This window comes from Mycobacterium sp. TKK-01-0059, assembly GCF_000709305.1.
Taxonomy (GTDB): domain Bacteria; phylum Actinomycetota; class Actinomycetes; order Mycobacteriales; family Mycobacteriaceae; genus Mycobacterium; species Mycobacterium intracellulare.
Window position 1 is genome coordinate 2,166,475 of the sequence record NZ_KL446993.1, and the last position, 17,557, is coordinate 2,184,031.

Consider the following 17,557-nt stretch of genomic DNA (forward strand, 5'->3'; position numbering starts at 1 on the left):
GTGATCACCTTCGATGAGGTCAGCAAGGTCTTCGGCGACGGGACCACCGCGGTGGACCGCCTCAACCTGGAGGTGCCCAGTGGAAAGCTGACCGTGTTCGTCGGGTCCTCCGGCAGCGGCAAGACGACGGCCCTGCGCATGATCAACCGGATGATCGAACCGACGTCGGGCACCATCGCGATCGACGGCGTCGACGTCGCCACCCGAGACCCGGTGAAACTGCGGCTCGGGATCGGCTACGTCATCCAGCACGCGGGCCTGATGCCCCACCAGCGGGTGATCGACAACGTGGCAACGGTTCCGGTGTTGCGGGGGCAGTCCCGCCGCGCCGCCCGCAAGGCCGGCTACGAGGTGCTCGAGCGGGTCGGGCTGGACGTCAAGCTCGCCCGCCGCTATCCCGCGCAGCTCTCGGGTGGTGAACAGCAACGGGTGGGCGTGGCCCGCGCCTTGGCCGCCGACCCGCCGATCCTGCTCATGGACGAGCCGTTCTCCGCCGTCGACCCGGTGGTCCGTCACGAGCTGCAGAACGAAATACTGCGCCTGCAAAGCGATCTGCACAAGACGATCGTTTTCGTCACGCACGACATCGACGAGGCGCTGCGGCTCGGCGAACGGGTGGCGGTATTCAAGGGCGGATCATTACAGCAGTACGAGGAACCGGCTCGGCTGCTGTCGCGACCCGCGAACGACTTCGTGTCGAGATTCATCGGTCTGGGCCGCGGCTATCGCTGGCTGCAACGGCTCGACGCGGCCGGACTGCCGCTGCACGACGTCACGCGGATCACGCCCGAGACGCTTTCCGGGACGGGGCTTTCCGACGGCTGGGCGGTGGTGGTCGACGGCGGGGGAGCGCCGCTGGGCTGGATCGACGCCGAAGGCGCGCGGCGGCACCGCGACGGCGCACCGTTGTCGGACTGCATGAGCGGGGCGGGATCGCTGTTTCGGCCGCGGGGCAATCTGAGCCAGGCGCTCGACGCCGCGCTGTCGTCGCCGTCGGGGGTCGGCATCGCCGTCGACGACGGCGGCAAGGTGATCGGCGGGGTGCTGGCCGCCGACGTGCTGGCCGCGGTGGAATCCCAACGGGAGAAACGATAATGCACTATCTGCTCACCCATCTCGACGACGCCTGGTGGCTGACGATCGTGCACCTGCGGCTGTCGTTGGTGCCGGTGGTGATCGGGTTGGCGATCGCGCTGCCGCTGGGCCTGGCCGTGCAGCGCACGCGGATCGCCCGCACGCTCACGACCGCTGCCGCCAGCGTCGTGTTCACCATCCCGTCGCTGGCGCTGTTCGTGGTGTTGCCGATGATCATCGGAACGCGCATCCTCGACGAGGCGAACGTGATCGTCGCGCTGACCGCCTACACCGCCGCGCTGCTGGTGCGCGCGGTGCTCGAGGCGCTGGACGCGGTCCCCGCCCAGACCCGCGACGCCGCCGTCGCGGTCGGCTACCCGCCCATCACGCGGATCGTGAAAGTCGATCTCCCGCTTGCGGTTCCGGTCCTCATCGCCGGCCTGCGGGTAGTGGTGGTGACCAACATCGCGATGGTCTCGGTCGGCTCGGTCATCGGGATCGGCGGGCTGGGCAGCTGGTTCACGCAGGGGTATCAAACCGACAAGAGCGATCAGATCCTGGCCGGCATCATCGCGCTGTTCGCGCTGGCGGTCGTCATCGATGTGCTCATCGTGTGCGCCGGCCGGCTGGCCACACCCTGGGTCCGCGCCGTAGATACCGCCGGCCGCCGCTCGGTCGTCGCGCCCGTTGTGGGTGGCGCGCGATGAACTTCGTCGATCGGGCTATCTCGTACGTGTTGACCGTCGACAACTGGACCGGGCCGGTCGGACTCGCGGCCCGCATCCTCGAGCACCTCGAATACACCGCCATCGCGGTGGGCGCCTCGGCGCTGATCGCCGTTCCCGTCGGGCTCGTCATCGGGCACACCGGCCGCGGCACCCTGTTCGTGGTGGGCGCCGTCAACGGGCTGCGCTCCCTGCCGACGCTGGGCGTGCTGCTGTTCGGGACGCTGCTGTTCGGGTTGGGCCTGGGACCGTCGCTGGTGGCCCTGATGCTGCTGGGTGTGCCCGCGCTGCTGGCCGGCACGTACGCGGGGATCGCCAATGTCGACCCGACGGTCATCGACGCCGCCCGGGCGATGGGCATGACCGAGGCCCAGGTGCTGCTGCGCGTCGAGGTGCCCAATGCGCTGCCGTTGATGCTCGGTGGGCTGCGCAACGCGACGCTGCAGGTGGTCGCCACCGCAACGGTGGCCGCGTATGCCAGCCTCGGCGGTTTGGGGCGGTACCTGATCGACGGGATCAAGGAACGCGAGTTTCACCTGGCCCTGGTCGGGGCGCTGATGGTGGCCGCATTGGCGCTGGTGCTCGACGGACTGCTGGCGTTGCTGGTGTGGGCGTCGGTGCCGGGCACCGGGCGCCTGCGACGCACTTACCGGACACTTCCGCAGCGGTTCGCGGGGACGTCTTACGGTAGATGAGTGAACGCAGCCCCCTCCGACCCGTCTCGCCGCGTGTGGCAGGCGATGCTCACCTGGCGCGCACAGGACGTCTCCCGGATGGAATCGGTACGACTCCAGGTGTCCGGCAAGAGAATCAAGGCCAACGGCCGCATCGTCGCGGCCGCCACCGAGGCCAATCCGGCGTTCGGCGCCTACTACGACCTGTTGACCGATGAAACCGGCGCCACCAAGCGGCTCGGGATGACCGTCACCCTGGCCGAGCGCGAACGCGTCTTCTCCTTCGCGCGCGACGAAGAGAACATGTGGTTGGTCACCGACCATCAGGGCGAGCACCGCGCAGCCTACAACGGCGCCCTGGACGTGGACGTGGAGTTCAGCCCCTTCTTCAACGCGCTGCCGATCCGGCGGCTCGGCCTGCACGAGCAGGCGGCGTCGGTCACGCTGCCCGTCGTCTACGTCAACGTGCCCGAGATGTCCATCATCGCGGACACGGTGAGCTACAGCAGCGCGGGCAGTCGCGGCGAGATCAAGGTGCACACGCCGATCGCCGACACCACGGTGAGCGTCGACGGCGAAGGATTCATCGTCGACTATCCAGGCTTGGCAGAGCGGATCTGATCACCCCGCCCGCGCGGCCCGCGGCGGCCAGTTCCTGGCGCCAGTTCTCCGCGCCGACGACGACGTGGAAGATGTCGCTGCGCGGGAAGCTGTCGTAACGCGTTCGCGCGGCGTGGCCCGCTTCGATGAGGTCGGCGACCGAGTTGTGGTGGGCCAGCGAATCGCGGGCGCGACTCAGCAGTTCGATGACGCGGTCGACCGTGGGCACCAGCTGGTCGCAGTTGCCCTCGCACATCGCCCGCACCAGATCCGGGGCGCTGGCCGCCACCCGGGTCCCGTCTCGGAATGACCCGGCGGCCAGCGCGAACGCCAACGGGACGTCCCCGGCGACGACCGCCAGCGCCTCGGCGAGCAGGTGGGGCAGATGCGAGATGGCGGCCGCGGCGGCGTCGTGTTCATCGGATCTGGCGGGCACCACCACCGCGCCGCAGTCCAGCGCCAACGTCATCACCATCGACCAGACCGTCGGGTCGACATGATCGTCGACGCTGACCACCCACGGCGCCCCGGCGAACAACCCGGCGTAGCCGGCGGTCCAGCCCGAATGCGCGGTGCCCGCCATGGGGTGGCCCCCGACGAAGCGTTCCTGCAGACCCGCCGCGACGACCTCGTCGAGCACCGCCTTTTTGACGCTGGTGACGTCGGTCAACGGGCACGCCGGGGCCGTGTCCTTGATGTGCGCGAGCATGCCCGCCATCGCCGGCATCGGTACCGCGAGCACGATCAACGCGCCGGAGCCGGCGGCGCGGGTCAGGGTCTCGGTGAGCTCCGTGAAGGCGTCAAAGCCGTCGGCGGCCGCGGCCTGCGCGCCCTCCACGGAGCGGTTATAGCCGAAGACTTCACGGCCCGCCGCCGTGGCGGCCCGCATGATCGAGCCACCGATCAGCCCCAGCCCGAGCACACACACCGGTGTCTTAGAAGGAGGGCTTGCCACATTTCAAGGTTGGCACATCAGTTCGGATAGGTCGCTGTCAGATGTCGCCGCTACCAGGCTCCATCTGGTCAGGGGCCTGGTCAGGGACTACCGTAAGCGGCCATGGGAGCACAACAACGGGCCTCCGCCCAGGGCCTGTCCGCAGATGTGCCGGACGGCTTCGGCGTCGCGGTCGTGCGTGAAGAGGGACAGTGGCGCTGTGCTCCAATGGCCCGCAAGTCGCTGACGAGCCTGGCGGCCGCCGAGACGGAGCTGCGTGAATTGCGCAGCGCCGGGGCTGTCTTCGGCCTGCTCGACGTCGACGACGAATTCTTCGTCATCGTGCGGCCCGCGCCGTCGGGGACGCGGCTGCTGCTCTCGGACGCCACCGCAGCGCTGGACTACGACATCGCCGCGGAAGTGCTCGACAAGCTCGACGCCGACATCGATCCCGACGACCTCGAGGATTCCGATCCCTTCGAAGAGGGTGACCTGGGGCTGCTGTCCGACATCGGGCTGCCCGAGGCGGTCTTGGGGGTCATCCTCGACGAGACCGACCTGTATGCCGACGAGCAGCTGGGCCGCATCGCCCGAGAGATGGGCTTCGCCGATCAGCTGTCGGCGGTGATCGACCGCCTCGGTCGGTGATCGCAAGCGCGGCCGTGGCGATCGCAAGCGCGGCGGAGCCGGGCGCAGCGGGTCGCCACCACTGATGGAGCCTGGCGCAGCGGGTCGCCGCCATCAGGATCGGTCGGTGATTCCTGACGAACAGCTGATCCGCTCCGCGCTGTCGGTCGCCGCGACGGCGGGTCCCCGCGATGTGCCCATCGGCGCGGTCGTGATCAGTGCCGACGGCACCGAGCTGGCCCGCGCCGTGAATGCCCGCGAGGCCCTGGGCGACCCGACGGCCCACGCCGAGATCCTCGCGCTGCGCGCGGCCGCCGAGGTGCTCGGCGACGGGTGGCGGCTCGAGGGCGCCACGCTGGCCGTCACCGTCGAACCGTGCACCATGTGCGCGGGTGCGCTGGTGCTGGCGCGCATCGGCCGGCTGGTGTTCGGCGCCTGGGAACCCAAGACGGGAGCGGTCGGATCGCTGTGGGACGTGGTCCGTGACCGGCGGCTCAATCACCGGCCGGAAGTGCGCGGCGGTGTGCTGGCACAGGAGTGCGCGGCGCCGCTGGAGGCGTTCTTCGCCCGCCAGCGATTGGGGTGAGAGGCGTGCCGTTCGGTAAGCTGCTCGGCGGTGGCGTGTCCGAGCGGCCTAAGGAGCACGCCTCGAAAGCGTGTGACGGCTAAAACCGTCCGAGGGTTCAAATCCCTCCGCCACCGCCAAAAACTACCGGCGCCCCGTCGCAGGTAGATCGTGCTCTCACGATGCACCGATCGTGCGCGCGCCGATCGCTCGCCACCCTCGTTGGCGCTCGATGGTTCGACCCACTAATTTTCCTGAGGTGACGTTCTCAGCTGCTCGTGCAGTCGCACGATGGATCACTCCCTTCCTGACGATCACGGCCGTCGCCGGCATCGGTCTTGTCTGCGACCCGGTGCCGGTCCGTCCCGCCCCGACGGTGCGTTTGGCCTCCGATGGCAACCCACTGGACGGGGCGCCGTTCTACGTCAACCCCACGTCGGCGGCCATGCGCGCCGCCCAGAGCGCCGATCCGCCGAGTGCCGAGTTGACCGCGATCGCCAATACGCCGCAGGCATACTGGATCGTCCCGGGCGGTTCCGCAGCAACGGTCGGGAAGTACGTCGGCGACGCGGCCGCCGCCGGCGCCATCCCGGTGCTGGCGATCTATGGAATCCCCCATCGCGACTGCGGCAGCTTCGCAGCGGGCGGCATGGGGTCGGGCGCCGACTACCGGAGCTGGATCGACGGCATCGCCGGCGGAGTGGGCACCTCGCGGGTGGCGATCATCGTCGAACCCGATGCGCTCGCCATGGCCGACTGCCTCTCGGGTGATCAGCGCCAAGAACGGTTCGATCTGGTTCATTACGCCGTCGACACGCTGACGAAGGATCCGAACGCAGCCGTGTACATCGACGCGGGTCACCTGCGTTGGCACAGTGCCGAGGACATGGCCGCCAGGCTGAATCAGGCCGGCATCGGCCACGCGCGGGGCTTCAGCGTCAACACCGCGAACTTCTTCACCACCGAGGACGAAATCGGTTACGGCGAAGCGATTTCGGGACTCACCAATGGTTCGCACTACGTGATCGACACGTCGCGCAACGGTGCCGGACCGGCCCCCGATTCCGAGCTCAACTGGTGCAACCCCAGCGGCCGAGCGTTGGGCACCCCGCCCACCGCCTCGACCGCGGGTGCGCACGCCGACGCCTACCTGTGGATCAAACGTCCCGGCGAATCCGACGGGACGTGCGGCAAGGGTGATCCGCCGGCGGGTCACTTCGTGAATCAGTACGCCATCGATCTGGCCCACAACACCGGCCACTAGCAGGGCCTTTGGCTTAGCCTCGCCGTCGGCGGCTGTCGAACGGATCTGTTATTCGCGACCGTCGATGGTTGCAAGTGGGTAACATTTTGTTACCTGAAACAGATAAAGCCAGTATGCGGTACGAGGCAAACATGACGAGGAAAGTTGCGTTCTACGCAATCTTCTCGATCTGCACTGCCTTCATTACTGTTTCCGGTGCAGACGGGTTCGTTGCGCACGCCGACGATGCGGGGAGCGCGGTGTACAGCGGCGTCAACCAGCTTCGCCAGGGATGCGGACCGATCAGCGACGACCCGCGTCTGACGGAAGCCGCCCAGCGACATGCCGACGACATGCTGCGCAGCGGGGTCAGCGGACACATCGGCTCGGACGGCTCGTCGCCGCAGGCGCGGATCGCGCAGGCGGGCTATCGGAGCCGCTCCACGGGTGAAATCGTCTTCTGGGGCACCGGATCCGCCGCGAATCCCCGTGAGGCCCTGGACATGTGGATGCAAAGTCCCCCGCACCGGGCGATCATCCTGAATTGCGCATTCAACGCAGGCGGCTTCGCCACCGCACGGAACGGCAACAAAATGACCGTCGTCGGTGACTTCGCGGCGTCGTAAACCCTTTTGGGTCAGAATGTTTCGGATCGCCGTCGGGGCCTACTGCACCGGTAGTCGCGTGGCGTCCCTGAGTCGACACATTCGGATTGTGCGCTTGAACGTTCCACGACGAGGCGAATGCGTGGTGTCGGCCCGGGGCGGCTTAGCCCGCGCAATGGTGGCGCTCGGCGTTGCAGCGGGGCTTGTTGTAACCAGTGGCGCATGCACAACCCAGACGCAGCGCGCGACTCCAGCAACGCTTACGGCTGCGCCTGCTGAACTGGGTGTATGTGAACCGGATCAATTGGCCCGGTGCGTCCCCGGGTTGGCCGACCTCGAGGAGAACCTCTTCGGCGGAGTCGCTGTGTACGAGTCCGATTCGGATTTCAGCTCGGTGTCACCCTCGGCCGCACGGGAGGCCGCACCCAAAGAGTGCCAGCATCTGCCGAGACTCGGAGCCAGCGACAGTCCGGAACTCGATGTCGAGTACCAGCCCGCAAAGGACACCGATGGGAAGCCGCTGAGCAATCGCTTCCCCGCGAATGGCGGCGAGTACGTCCGGGTCCGGTTCACCGTCGGCCACAACGGCTATGACGTGACAAGGGCTATGGGCGTTTGGGCGCATCGCTGCCCGATGTGGGGCTTTGCTCAATCGATGAGTGACAACGACATCCACGGCTGGCTGGTCGCCGAGTCCGCCGCGTCGCTGAGCAGGTACCAAGCGGGCGACGTCGACTACCAGTGGCCCGCTGTCATCGACACGGCGGCGACAATGCTGTCCAACAAGGTGATCGTGCAGGTGTGGTACAGCACCAACGATCCGTCCGCGGCATCAAGGAACCAGCTCCTGTCTCAGTTGATCGGTGCGGTGGGCCGACCACGGCCACGCTCTACCCTGCCGCCTACGCTCATCGGTTGGAGCCAAGCCCAGATTTCGTCACTGCTTCCGGCGCTGTCGATAGACGTGGGCATCGACACAGCGACCGGTGACAAGCGGCCGCTCGGCGCGGAGCCGGGCGGTCAGTTCTGGTCGCTCTGCCCGTCAGGTGACCATGCCTGGACCCCACGCTACGATCCCCTCGCCAGCTGGCAAAACTTTGACCAATCGCGGTGGGATAAGCCGGGAAAGCCACCGCGACCCAGACTGATGATCAGCCGCGCGCACGGCGGTGATGATTTCCTTGGCGATCTGCGGCACGAGATCGCCGATTGCAGTTCGCATTTGGCGGAAAGACCCGCAGTGTGCGGAGACCGAAAGAATCAGCAATTCTTGCAAGCGGATTCGGCTGTAGCCGAGGGCGAGGACGCGGTGCGGTTCACACATCGGTGGATGCGCGAGGTCGAGGTCCGCGGTCATAGCGTCTGCGGTGAAGGCGTCGAGGCGATGAGGGTCGCACAGCTAAAGGGACTGGTCGTTATCGCTAGCGCAAGCGACGGGGGCTGGCTATTCAAAGAGGATACACCGCCGCTGCCGCTAAGTACTCTCGATGAGCTTCTGGCCGAGACCATACGGCGAATTAAGGGCGCATAGCCCCGCATTCGTTGGATGACAATAGTTTTCAATCATCCAGCGTAGATCGGTGACGTTGCATGGAAATCTCCGCAGAATCGAAGCCCGCGTCTACAAGACTCCGGGGCGATTCGACGCGTCCGGTTGTGCTCAAAAAGCCACGCTGCCAGAGGGTTTCAGCACAAATCCGTGCTGGCCGCGTGTGGTGTCCAAGCATGCGACGAGGTGGTCTGACCCCACTGCGCATGTCGCATTTAGGGCGGTCACCTTCTGCCCGACATTTAAAAGCTTCCCGTGTGAGAATTGCGCGCCACACGCTTCGCTCGTCCGGCTCAACCCGTAAGCCGGCCCCATACCGGCCGCCGCTGCTCTGCCGACAACGCACGATCCCTGGTCCATTCCCGGAATCTCGCCATTGCAAGTAATCCCTTGTCCGGCCCACGCCGGTATAACCTCGCTTGCCTCGAAGAAGCACGCAATGTTGTAAGGAGTCGAAAAGTACGCGAACGACGGGCCTTTCTCAGGCGGTTCGATGTAAGCCTCGACTGGGACAGGCGTGAAGCTGCCGAGATCGGGGAAGCCGGGCGGTTGTGCGACGGCGTGTTGCGGCGCCGATGTACACGACATGGACAGTACGGCTGTCGTTACAGCCGCCAACCGCTTGGTCGCACTTGCTATGGCGCGCATTCGAATGCTCCTCAAATCAGGGGGTGACTGTAAACGTCGTTGTGTAGGTGCGCGGATCGTAGTGGCCGTCACCATAAGTGCTGACCCGCATCGAAATCACTTCCTTGCCGTTGATCTCTTGTATGCCGGTGATTGTCGGCCCGTAAACTTGCGGCAAATCCCTCGGATTTACAAGCGCTGTCGGTGTGGCGGTCAACAATCCTTGCGGAGTACTAGCAGTGACCGCCTGAATCGGTAAGGTCTGGTGATTGGGAGTCTCACCGGCCCCGACTGCCATGAAGCCCCCTTTGGGCAGAGCGACAATCTGACTTTCACGGTTCCCGTTCATCGCGCCGGAGAACGTTCCCTGCTGCTGCAAGGTATTGCCCCATGCAGAATTCTGGTTGAGGGGGGCGGATTGCCAGAGCGCGTTGTCCATTCTGCGTGTTGCCGAGAATTACCATCCGTCCGGACTTGGGGTCATACGCCCCGCTAGCTTGCGAGACACCCTGCAGGGTGAACAGAGGCGTCTCCGGGTGGCGCAAATCCACAACAACCGTATCGGGAGATGTATAGCTCTTGTTGGGACTGCCGTCTGGGTTGTGGTACGGCACAATGGCATAGAATGCATATTGCTCGCCGTTCGGCCCGATTGCGGTACCAGTCGGTAGCGGCCGACTATCCGGGGGCACCGGCAACGGATTCTTGCCGTCGTACACACCGGGCACATGGATATGCGGAAACCCATGTTTGCCGTCCCCACCTAGAGCGATGCCCGTCCCGGGAATTGACACATCTAAGTCGTCCTGATCCCCGGTGTTTTGACCCTCCATCTTGGGTGGCGTGGCAGGGCCATCAATGCTCGGTCCCGCGCCGTGCGGAGGGGGCCTTTGAGGTTGGTGTCCGTCAACACCCCAGATGAGGGAAGGGTCGTATCCGTCTCCCGCCAACGTGCCCCGCGAGGTGTCTAGGACGTCGGTATACAAGCCGCGGATCATCAGCATCTGCTTGAGAGCATCTCGAACATCGTCCACGGCATCGGCGTGAGCGTCGTTGATCAGTTTCTCCAGTTTCTCGCGTTCGTTAGCGGGAAGGGCGAGCGTCAAATCCTTCTTTGCCGCGCCGATCAATACGTCGAGCACATGTAGCTGGCGATCCAACGCGGCGATTTCGTCGGCGCCCGCCCTTTGCGCCGCGGCCAGGGCCGTCGCGACGTTTTCCAAATCAAGACCAATCTTTGGCAACTTCTCGGACTGGTAGCCCAGCGCTTTGGTTACCTGCTGCACCTCTTCGGACTCGTTGATCGGGTGGGGACCTTCCTCGTGGGTCCAAGCCGCCTCGAAGCGTTTCCGTGCTTGCGCAAACTCCTCGCTGGCCGCAGCGGTACACCGGCCCGCGTTATGAAACGCTTGCGCCAATCGGTCGATCTGAAACGGGCTACCCGCCTGCAAGCTCTGGTTGATCGCCCACGGATCGCCGCCGGCCGACGCGATCAGTTCCGCTTCGCTCAGGTTCGCCAGCGTCATGGCGTCGTGGGCAGATGGCCAACACCGACGATCATCGCCGCCCCCTTCTGAGCTGGCATAAACGCTACTACTGGCAGCGCGACGGCGATCGTTGAATGGTCAAAGCCCAGGCCGGGCCCGTTGGCCCGCCTCTGCTTGTCAGGCCTGGCTTCCGGCCAGCTTCCGGACGGTCAAAACCTCGATGTCTTGGAACGGACGTCCCTCGGGCCGGATCAAGTCGTGGAACCACACTTTCGGAACCGTCGTGGCCGGGTGATCCCACGTTTCCCAGGGGAAGTAGGTCTGGGTCTTTCCGGCAACCAGGCCCCAGTTGATCGCGCCGACGTTGTGGCGCTTGGCGACGGGCAGGATGCTCTGCACGGTGCTGCCCCGGGGCCGGGCCATGTATTCCGTGCACAGGATCGGTCGGCCCATCGGCGTCAGCTCGTTGATGCGCGACTCGAACCCGGCGGCCTCAGCGTAGGAATGGAAGGTGACCACGTCGGAGTTGGCGAGCTGGATGTCGCTGATCGCGCTGCGGCCCTGGGGTTGTCCCCAGTCGCCCCGCCACACCCCACTCGTGAGCGGCTGGCTCGGATCCACCGCGCGCGCCCACCGAAACACCTGGGGGAGCAGGTCGGCGACGAGTTGCTCCTTATCGCTTCTTTCGGTGTTGCGGTATTGGCGCGCCGGGTTGTCCGGTTCATTCCAGAGATCCCAGCCCAAAACCCGGTTGTCGTTACGGAATTGGGTCATCACCGCGGTGACGTAGTCGCGCATCACCGGGACGTAGCGGGGGTCGCCGAGGCGCTCGGCACCCGGGCTCTGCGCCCAGCCCGAGTTGTGCACACCGGGGCGCGGCGCGCGCTGTCGACCCGCGCGGGGTTGCGGATCCCAGCAGGAGTCGAAGAAGACAAACAGCGGTTTGATGTGATGACGGGCCGCGATGTCGACGAATTGCCCTAGGCGCGTTTGGAACCCGCGCTGGTCGGCGGCCCACAGCTGATCGTGGAGGAAGACCCGCGCGGTGTTGTGGCCATAGAACTGAGCCCAGCCGAGCTCGGTGTCGATGCGCCGCGGGTCGAAGGTATCGGCCTGAAACATCTCGAACTGATTGATGGCGCTCGCGGGAATGTAGTTTGCTCCGACGAGCCAGCCCTGCGCCTGATACCACCGGTTGGCGCGATCGGGGGACCACCGGCCCGCTTCCTCCGCGGAGGCCCTGGGTACCCGGGTAACTGCGGCGCCCGCCGCCAACAGCAGAGGGAGTTTCAGGGCCGTTCGTCGTTCCACGATGTGACGATAAGTTTCCGGGGCGATTTCCCTGGGATTTGCTCAGCGCGTCGCGAGAGCTTGAGATAACAATTGTTCCTGCACCGTAATCGGGGTCGCCGAAAGTCGGCACCCACCCGCCATCGTGACCAATCCGTAACCATCGACTCCGGCGCGCCCCGGGCCGCCGTGCATGCCGGCCGGGTTAAAATGTCCCCGACTGTGCGCCAAAACCGTTGCAGGCCAACCGAACCCGATAGCCCTCTTATATGGAGGGCCTAGCGCAGCTTGCGGCCGTGGTTGTCTTTGACGCTGCCGGTGATGATCAGGATCGCGTCGACGATCGCCCAGATGATCCCGCCGAGCAGGACCGGGAATCCCAGAAAACAGAACAGGCTGAAGACAATTCCGAACAGCCCCACGCACAGCTGGGCCACGGCGATCTGAGTCGAGTCGATGTAAAAGCGGCCGACACCGAACAGGCCGAGGAAGAGCTGAAGCAAGCCGGCGGTGGTGGCGGACTTATCCGACACGGGCAGCCCGGTAACGGGATCACGGCCGAACGGCGCCTGCGGGTCGACGTAGCCCGGGTACCCGCCATAGCCCGGATAGCCCGGGTACCCGGGGTAACCCTGCGGCGACGGATACCCCGGCGGTGGCGGAGGCGGGCCCTGCGGATTCGGCTGCGGACCGTAACCGGGCGGCTGCCATCCCCACGGTGGTTCATCGGCGGGATTTCCGGGCAGGTTGGGCGGCGTCGACATCGATTCGAGTTAACACGCCCGCTGTCCGGCCGTCCACAAGGGCCTCCGTGGGCTCCAAGGCGCCGGCGCGGAAAATCCTTTGGGCGCAGTCGGCAAATTGCTTCAAACTTCACCACCGCGAGAGCGATACTGGACGGGTGCCTGATCGAAATGTGCTGGGCGGTCCGCTGGAACCGTGCGGCACAGACCCGCTGACCGGTTTCTACCGCGACGGCTGTTGCTCAACCGGGCCTCAGGACCTTGGACGGCACACCATTTGCGCGGTGATGACCGCCGAGTTCCTGGAGCACCAGCGCTCCATTGGCAACGACCTGTTGACGCCGGTTCCCGAGTATCGGTTTCCCGGTCTGCTGCCCGGCGACCGCTGGTGCGTGACCGCGCTGAATTGGCTGCGGGCACACCACGACGGGTGTGCGGCGCCGGTGGTGCTGGCATCCACGCACGAGAGCACCCTCGAGGTGGTCCCCCTGGAGGCGCTGCAGGCGCACAAGATCGACGTGCCCGACGATCTGGCCAACCTGTAGCCGGGTGACCGCTGGCCGGGATGGTGGGTGAACCACGGAATCGCGCCGCGTCTAGCCTCGGTGTCATCTTTCTCACCTGACGCGTCGAAGAGGGGTTGCGGTGGGTTCTGCGGTTGACGACATCGACTTCGACGACCTGACCGCGCCCCGGCTGACCGACGTCCAGCGCCAGATCCTGGAGTTCACCGAGTCCAAGCGCGTCGACCTCGACATCGACCGGATGCTCGCGGAGGCCGTCGAACAGACCGGCCTGGCGACCGCGGCCGCCGATCTTGACGACGCCGACGGCTTCGCTGACCGGCTGCGCGCGCACGTCGCGGCGATCGAAGCCGACGAGGGCCTGCGCCAGCTCACCCGCGGTTCGCTGCGGCAGCGGATCGTCCGCCTGCTGCGTAACCGGTTGTCGCTCACCGAGCTGATCACGCGGTACCCTGAGATCGAATCCATCCCGATCGAGCGGCCTTTCATCGTGGTCGGGATGCCGCGGTCGGGCACCACGCACCTGGTGAATCTCATTGCCGCCGACCCGCGCAGGCGCGCGCTGCCGTACTGGGAGAGCCAGGATCCCATCCCCGCCCGTGGGCAGGGCCCCGACGTCTTCGGCGTGGACCCCCGCTACGCGCGAGCCAAAGCAGAACACGAGGCGCTGATGGCCAGCGCGCCCGCGGTGGCCGCCATGCATGACCGCTTCCCCGAGGCGATCGAGGAGGAGGTGGAACTCCTCGACCTCGATCTGGCCTCCTATGTCCTGGAATGGCATGCGCGGGTGCCGGATTGGCGGGACTACTACCTGAGCCTGGACCAAACCCGCCACTACGCCTACCTTCGCAAGGTGCTGCAGGCGCTGACCTTTCTGCGGGGTCCGCGCACGTGGGTCCTCAAGAGTCCGCAGCACTGCGAGCAGCTCGGCCCCTTGATGGCGACGTTCCCCGACGCGACGGTGGCTTTCACGCACCGCGACCCCGTCGCGGTGATCCAATCGGCGATCACGATGATGGCCTACTCGGATCGGCTGCGCCGCAACAGCATTGATCCGCAGTGGCTGCTGGAGTATTGGAGCGATCGCGTGCATCGTCTGCTGAGCGCATGCGTGCGCGACCGCGACCTGGTGGACACCGAACGCAGCATCGACGTCAACTTCCACCAGCTGGGTGGCAACGAGATGCCGGTGCTCGAGCGGCTGTATCACTGCGGCGGTGTCGAATTGCCGCGGCAGGTGCGCGACGGTTTCCAGCGCTACCTGGACGGCAATCCACGCGGCAAGCACGGCCGCATCCATTACGAACTGCAACGGCACTTCGGCGTCTCCGCCGACGATCTCCGGGGCCGTTTCGGCTTCTATTTCGACAAGTTCGACGTCCGACCCGAATAAGGAGTCAGCAGCGATGACCGAACCCGTCTATCGCGGCAGGCCCGGCGCCGACGCGATGCGCCCGGCGTCCGCGGAGAAGGCGGATAAGATCGCCCCGGGATTGTGGTGCTCGCCCGGGCTGTCCAACTCGTACCTGCTCACCACCGCGCAGGGGCGGGTGATCGTCAACACCGGCATGGGTTTCGAGGGGCCGGTGCATCGCGCCAACTTCGACGCCGTGGACTCCTCGCCGGTGCGCTACATCATCTTCACCTAGGGCCACGTCGATCATGTCGGCGGCCTGGACAGCGTGCGCGACCCCGACACGACCGTTGTCGCGCAAGCGAACTGGACGGCGTGGCGAGACGACAACGAACGATTGATCCCCTACCGCGCCAGCCGCAGCGCGTTCGCGTTCAAAGACACGCTGGCCGACGGCATCCAAGCCATCCAACGGCGCCTGGGGACCGCGCAGCTGGCGGGCCAGAGCGTGCCCGTCGTGGACCTCGACTTCGAGGACACGCTGACGCTGGAGCTCGGCGGCCGGCGGATGGAACTGATCTCGGTGCCCGGTGGGGAGACCACCGACTCGCTGGTGGTCTGGCTCCCCGAGGAGCGAATCTGCCTGTGCGGAAACACCTTCGGCCCCCTGTTCGGGCACATCCCCAACCTCGTCACCATGCGGGGCGACCGCTACCGGGACGCGTTGACGGCCATTGCCTCGGTGGAACGGGTCCGCGACCTGCACCCCGAGCTGCTCGTGACGGGTCACTTCGCGCCCGTCGCGGGGGCCGAGCGCATCAACGCCGAGCTGACCCGGCTGCGCAACGCCATCCAGTACATCCACGATCAGACGATCGCCGGAATGAATGCCGGAAAGGATGTCCGCACCCTGATGCGCGAGATCACGTTGCCCGCGGAATACGAAGTGGGCCAGGGCTATGGGAAGGTCGCCTGGGACGTGCGGGCCGTCTGGGAGAACTACTCGGGCTGGTTCCACCACGAGTCGACCACCGAGCTGTACCCCGTCGGATTCGACGCCGTCGCGGCCGACGTGGTCGAGTTGGCCGGCGCCGATGCGCTCCTGGATCGCGCCCGGGCGCACCTGGCCGCCGATCGGGCGCTGCACGCCATCCACCTCGCCCAGCTCGTGCCCGCCGAGCATTCGGGGGCCCGCGATGTGCTCCGGCAGGCGCATGAAAAGCTTCTCGCAAGCAGCACGAACTTCTGGGAAAGCGCGTGGCTGCACAACCAGATTGCGAGGAACTCATAGCATGTTGCTGACGGTCCTGCGCTTCAATTTCGCCTCGCCGCAGGGGGATCCGCGCGTGCAGGGCGAACTGCTGTCCGCCGCGCTCGAACTGGCGCAGTGGGGTGAGTCGCACGGCATCACGTCGATCAGTGTCGACGAGCATCACGCGACCGGGCACGGGTGGAGCTGCAACCCGATCATGGCCGCGGCGATGTTCTTGGCCCGCACCTCGACACTGATCGCCAGCGTCGATTGCGCGTTGGGCCCGCTGTGGAACCCCGTCCGCCTTGCCGAAGACATCGCGCTCGTCGACAACATGAGCCGCGGCCGGCTGCACACCACGGTGGGCCTGGGATACCGCACGGTCGAATACGACGCGCTGGGGGCCGATTTCACGCGACGTGGCGCGCTGATGGACGGCCTGCTCGAGCGGATGCTGGCGGTGTGGTCCGACATTGGCACGTGGACCCGGCCGCATCCACCGCTGTACGTCGGCGGCGGCGCGCGCGCCACGGCGCGGCGCGCCGCCCGGTTCCGGCTGCCGCTCAGCCTGGCCGATCACCTGCCCGAGATCGCCGCGTACTACCGCGAGCTGTGCGCCGAGGCCGGCATGGCGCCGTTCATTCTCATGCCGGGACCGATCAACCGCGGAATGATCTACCTGCACGAGGACCCCGAGCGGGCGTGGGCGGAACTGGGCGATCACATCCTCTGGGAGGCAGTCACTTACGGCGGATGGTCCACCGATCAACGCTCGCTCATGCACCTTCCGGGTGTGCAGACCCTGGATCAGGTCAGGGCATCGGGGCGATACCGCTTCCTGACTCCAGATCAGCTGATCGCGGAGGTGCGCGAGGCCGAGAACTACGGGCCGCTCGTCATGCACCCCCTGGTCGGTGGCATGCCGGTCGACGAAGCGTGGAAGTCGGTGCAATTGCTCACCGACAAGGTGCTGCCCGCGCTGGCGGGCTAGACGTCGCGGCGCTGCTCGAGCCAGTCGGCCAGCGAGCGGCCGGCATCCAAGACGTGCCGTTCGGCGATCGCACGGGCGCGTTCGGCGTCCTTGTCGCCCAGCGCATCGAGGAGCTGTTGATGTTCGTCGAGCGAATGCTTTTCGTGCTCGGGGAACAGGGTGAGGAAGTTGCTCGGCACCACGCGCGCGACCTGCTTGATCTGGTTCAGCAGGCGAGGGGAGTGCGCCGCGCGATGGATCATCTGATGGAAATGCCAGTTGGCCTCTCCGATGGAGTCGTCACCGGATCGCGCGACCACGTCGGCCGCGAGTTCCCGGAGGGTGGCGAGTTCGGCGGGTTCGATCCGCTCGGCGGCCCACGCCGCGGCCTGCCCGGTCAGCACGCCGAGAATCGTGAAGCTGTCCAGGACGTCGCCCGGGCTGATGCCGACCACCGTCACCCCGCTGCGCGGGGCGACCTGAACCAGGCCCTCGAACGACAGCTCCAGCAACGCCTCGCGCACCGGCGTGCGGCTGGTCGCGAATTCCTCGGTGATGGCGTCGAGATCGACCCGGGAGCCGGCCGGCAGCACGCCGGTCAGAATGCGGTCGCGAAGCTCGCGGGCGGCGCGCTCTCGGACCGTCCCGGAGATGTCGATCCCTGAGGTCGAAGCCACCTGGGCACAATACCAAACGACAGATCTAGCATTTGAT

The 17,557-nt window shown here is 66.3% G+C and carries 18 protein-coding genes, 1 tRNA gene and 1 pseudogene; 14 read left to right on the forward strand and 6 right to left on the reverse strand.

Going from position 1 to position 17,557, the window contains the following annotated elements; translation table 11 throughout:
• The 4 genes from K883_RS10435 to K883_RS10450 are packed head-to-tail and all read left to right on the forward strand — an operon-like array spanning position 1 to position 3,094.
• Positions 1-1,095, forward strand: coding sequence for an ABC transporter ATP-binding protein (locus tag K883_RS10435; protein WP_020821370.1), 1,095 nt, complete (start codon positions 1-3; stop codon positions 1,093-1,095).
• A complete protein-coding gene (locus K883_RS10440) occupies positions 1,095-1,781 on the forward strand; it encodes an ABC transporter permease (protein ID WP_008263134.1) in 687 nt (228 codons plus the stop codon). The genes K883_RS10435 and K883_RS10440 overlap by 1 nt, the downstream gene beginning before the upstream one ends.
• Positions 1,778-2,494 carry an ABC transporter permease gene (locus tag K883_RS10445; RefSeq protein ID WP_020821371.1) on the forward strand — a complete coding sequence of 239 codons (717 nt, stop codon included), beginning with the start codon at positions 1,778-1,780 and terminating at the stop codon, positions 2,492-2,494. Before K883_RS10440 ends, K883_RS10445 begins: the two co-directional genes overlap by 4 nt.
• A complete protein-coding gene (locus K883_RS10450) occupies positions 2,495-3,094 on the forward strand; it encodes a putative glycolipid-binding domain-containing protein (RefSeq protein ID WP_036454391.1) in 600 nt (199 codons plus the stop codon).
• Here K883_RS10450 and K883_RS10455 read toward each other — a convergent pair.
• Positions 3,057-4,001 carry a prephenate dehydrogenase gene (locus K883_RS10455; protein WP_081656305.1) on the reverse strand — a complete coding sequence of 315 codons (945 nt, stop codon included), beginning with the start codon at positions 3,999-4,001 and terminating at the stop codon, positions 3,057-3,059. The genes K883_RS10450 and K883_RS10455 overlap by 38 nt on opposite strands.
• Before the next feature lie 129 nt (positions 4,002-4,130).
• Between K883_RS10455 and K883_RS10460 the strand changes: the two genes are divergently transcribed.
• From K883_RS10460 to K883_RS10485, 6 genes are all read left to right on the forward strand, one after another.
• Positions 4,131-4,655: a tRNA adenosine deaminase-associated protein gene (locus K883_RS10460; RefSeq protein ID WP_026071065.1), complete on the forward strand. Its 525-nt coding sequence runs from the start codon at positions 4,131-4,133 to the stop codon at positions 4,653-4,655.
• 106 nt (positions 4,656-4,761) lie between these two features.
• Positions 4,762-5,220: a nucleoside deaminase gene (locus K883_RS10465; protein WP_020821374.1), complete on the forward strand. Its 459-nt coding sequence runs from the start codon at positions 4,762-4,764 to the stop codon at positions 5,218-5,220.
• Between the two features lie 29 nt (positions 5,221-5,249).
• A tRNA-Ser gene (locus K883_RS10470) sits at positions 5,250-5,339 on the forward strand.
• Between the two features lie 119 nt (positions 5,340-5,458).
• Entirely contained in the window at positions 5,459-6,463 is a 1,005-nt protein-coding gene (locus K883_RS10475) for a glycoside hydrolase family 6 protein (protein WP_020821375.1), read from the forward strand.
• A 131-nt stretch (positions 6,464-6,594) separates the two neighbouring features.
• The gene (locus K883_RS10480) at positions 6,595-7,068 is read left to right on the forward strand and encodes a CAP domain-containing protein (RefSeq protein ID WP_179945091.1); all 474 of its coding nucleotides are present in this window, start codon (positions 6,595-6,597) and stop codon (positions 7,066-7,068) included.
• A gap of 304 nt (positions 7,069-7,372) precedes the next feature.
• Positions 7,373-8,578, forward strand: coding sequence for a hypothetical protein (locus K883_RS10485; RefSeq protein ID WP_020821377.1), 1,206 nt, complete (start codon positions 7,373-7,375; stop codon positions 8,576-8,578).
• 682 nt (positions 8,579-9,260) lie between these two features.
• Here the strand turns inward: K883_RS10485 and K883_RS28205 are convergent.
• From K883_RS28205 to K883_RS10500, 4 genes are all read right to left on the reverse strand, one after another.
• The gene (locus K883_RS28205; protein WP_236626371.1) at positions 9,261-9,521 is read right to left on the reverse strand and encodes a hypothetical protein; all 261 of its coding nucleotides are present in this window, start codon (positions 9,519-9,521) and stop codon (positions 9,261-9,263) included.
• A gap of 34 nt (positions 9,522-9,555) precedes the next feature.
• Complete coding sequence (locus tag K883_RS26245; protein WP_020821378.1) at positions 9,556-10,749, reverse strand: putative alpha/beta hydrolase; 1,194 nt, start codon at positions 10,747-10,749, stop codon at positions 9,556-9,558.
• Positions 10,750-10,887: 138 nt separating this feature from the next.
• Positions 10,888-12,021 (reverse strand): cellulase family glycosylhydrolase, encoded by a 1,134-nt coding sequence (locus K883_RS10495; RefSeq protein ID WP_009956722.1) that lies wholly within the window; start codon positions 12,019-12,021, stop codon positions 10,888-10,890.
• A 257-nt stretch (positions 12,022-12,278) separates the two neighbouring features.
• Positions 12,279-12,764 (reverse strand): NINE protein, encoded by a 486-nt coding sequence (locus K883_RS10500; protein ID WP_036454392.1) that lies wholly within the window; start codon positions 12,762-12,764, stop codon positions 12,279-12,281.
• 137 nt (positions 12,765-12,901) lie between these two features.
• Here K883_RS10500 and K883_RS10505 point away from each other — a divergent pair, with 137 nt between their 5' ends.
• From K883_RS10505 to K883_RS10520, 4 genes and pseudogenes are all read left to right on the forward strand, one after another.
• Positions 12,902-13,288, forward strand: a complete 387-nt coding sequence (locus K883_RS10505) for a DUF2237 family protein (RefSeq protein WP_008263157.1) — start codon at positions 12,902-12,904, stop codon at positions 13,286-13,288.
• Positions 13,289-13,388: 100 nt separating this feature from the next.
• Positions 13,389-14,660, forward strand: coding sequence for a sulfotransferase family protein (locus K883_RS10510; protein ID WP_036454395.1), 1,272 nt, complete (start codon positions 13,389-13,391; stop codon positions 14,658-14,660).
• A 13-nt stretch (positions 14,661-14,673) separates the two neighbouring features.
• A pseudogene (locus K883_RS10515) lies at positions 14,674-15,912 on the forward strand (MBL fold metallo-hydrolase).
• Between the two features lies 1 nt (position 15,913).
• Positions 15,914-16,864, forward strand: coding sequence for an LLM class flavin-dependent oxidoreductase (locus K883_RS10520; protein WP_036454397.1), 951 nt, complete (start codon positions 15,914-15,916; stop codon positions 16,862-16,864).
• On the opposite strand, the gene K883_RS10525 is transcribed toward K883_RS10520, so the two are convergent.
• On the reverse strand, positions 16,861-17,520 hold the full coding sequence (locus K883_RS10525; RefSeq protein ID WP_008263165.1) for a GntR family transcriptional regulator: 660 nt from the start codon (positions 17,518-17,520) through the stop codon (positions 16,861-16,863). The genes K883_RS10520 and K883_RS10525 overlap by 4 nt on opposite strands.
• Positions 17,521-17,557 lie beyond the last annotated feature (37 nt).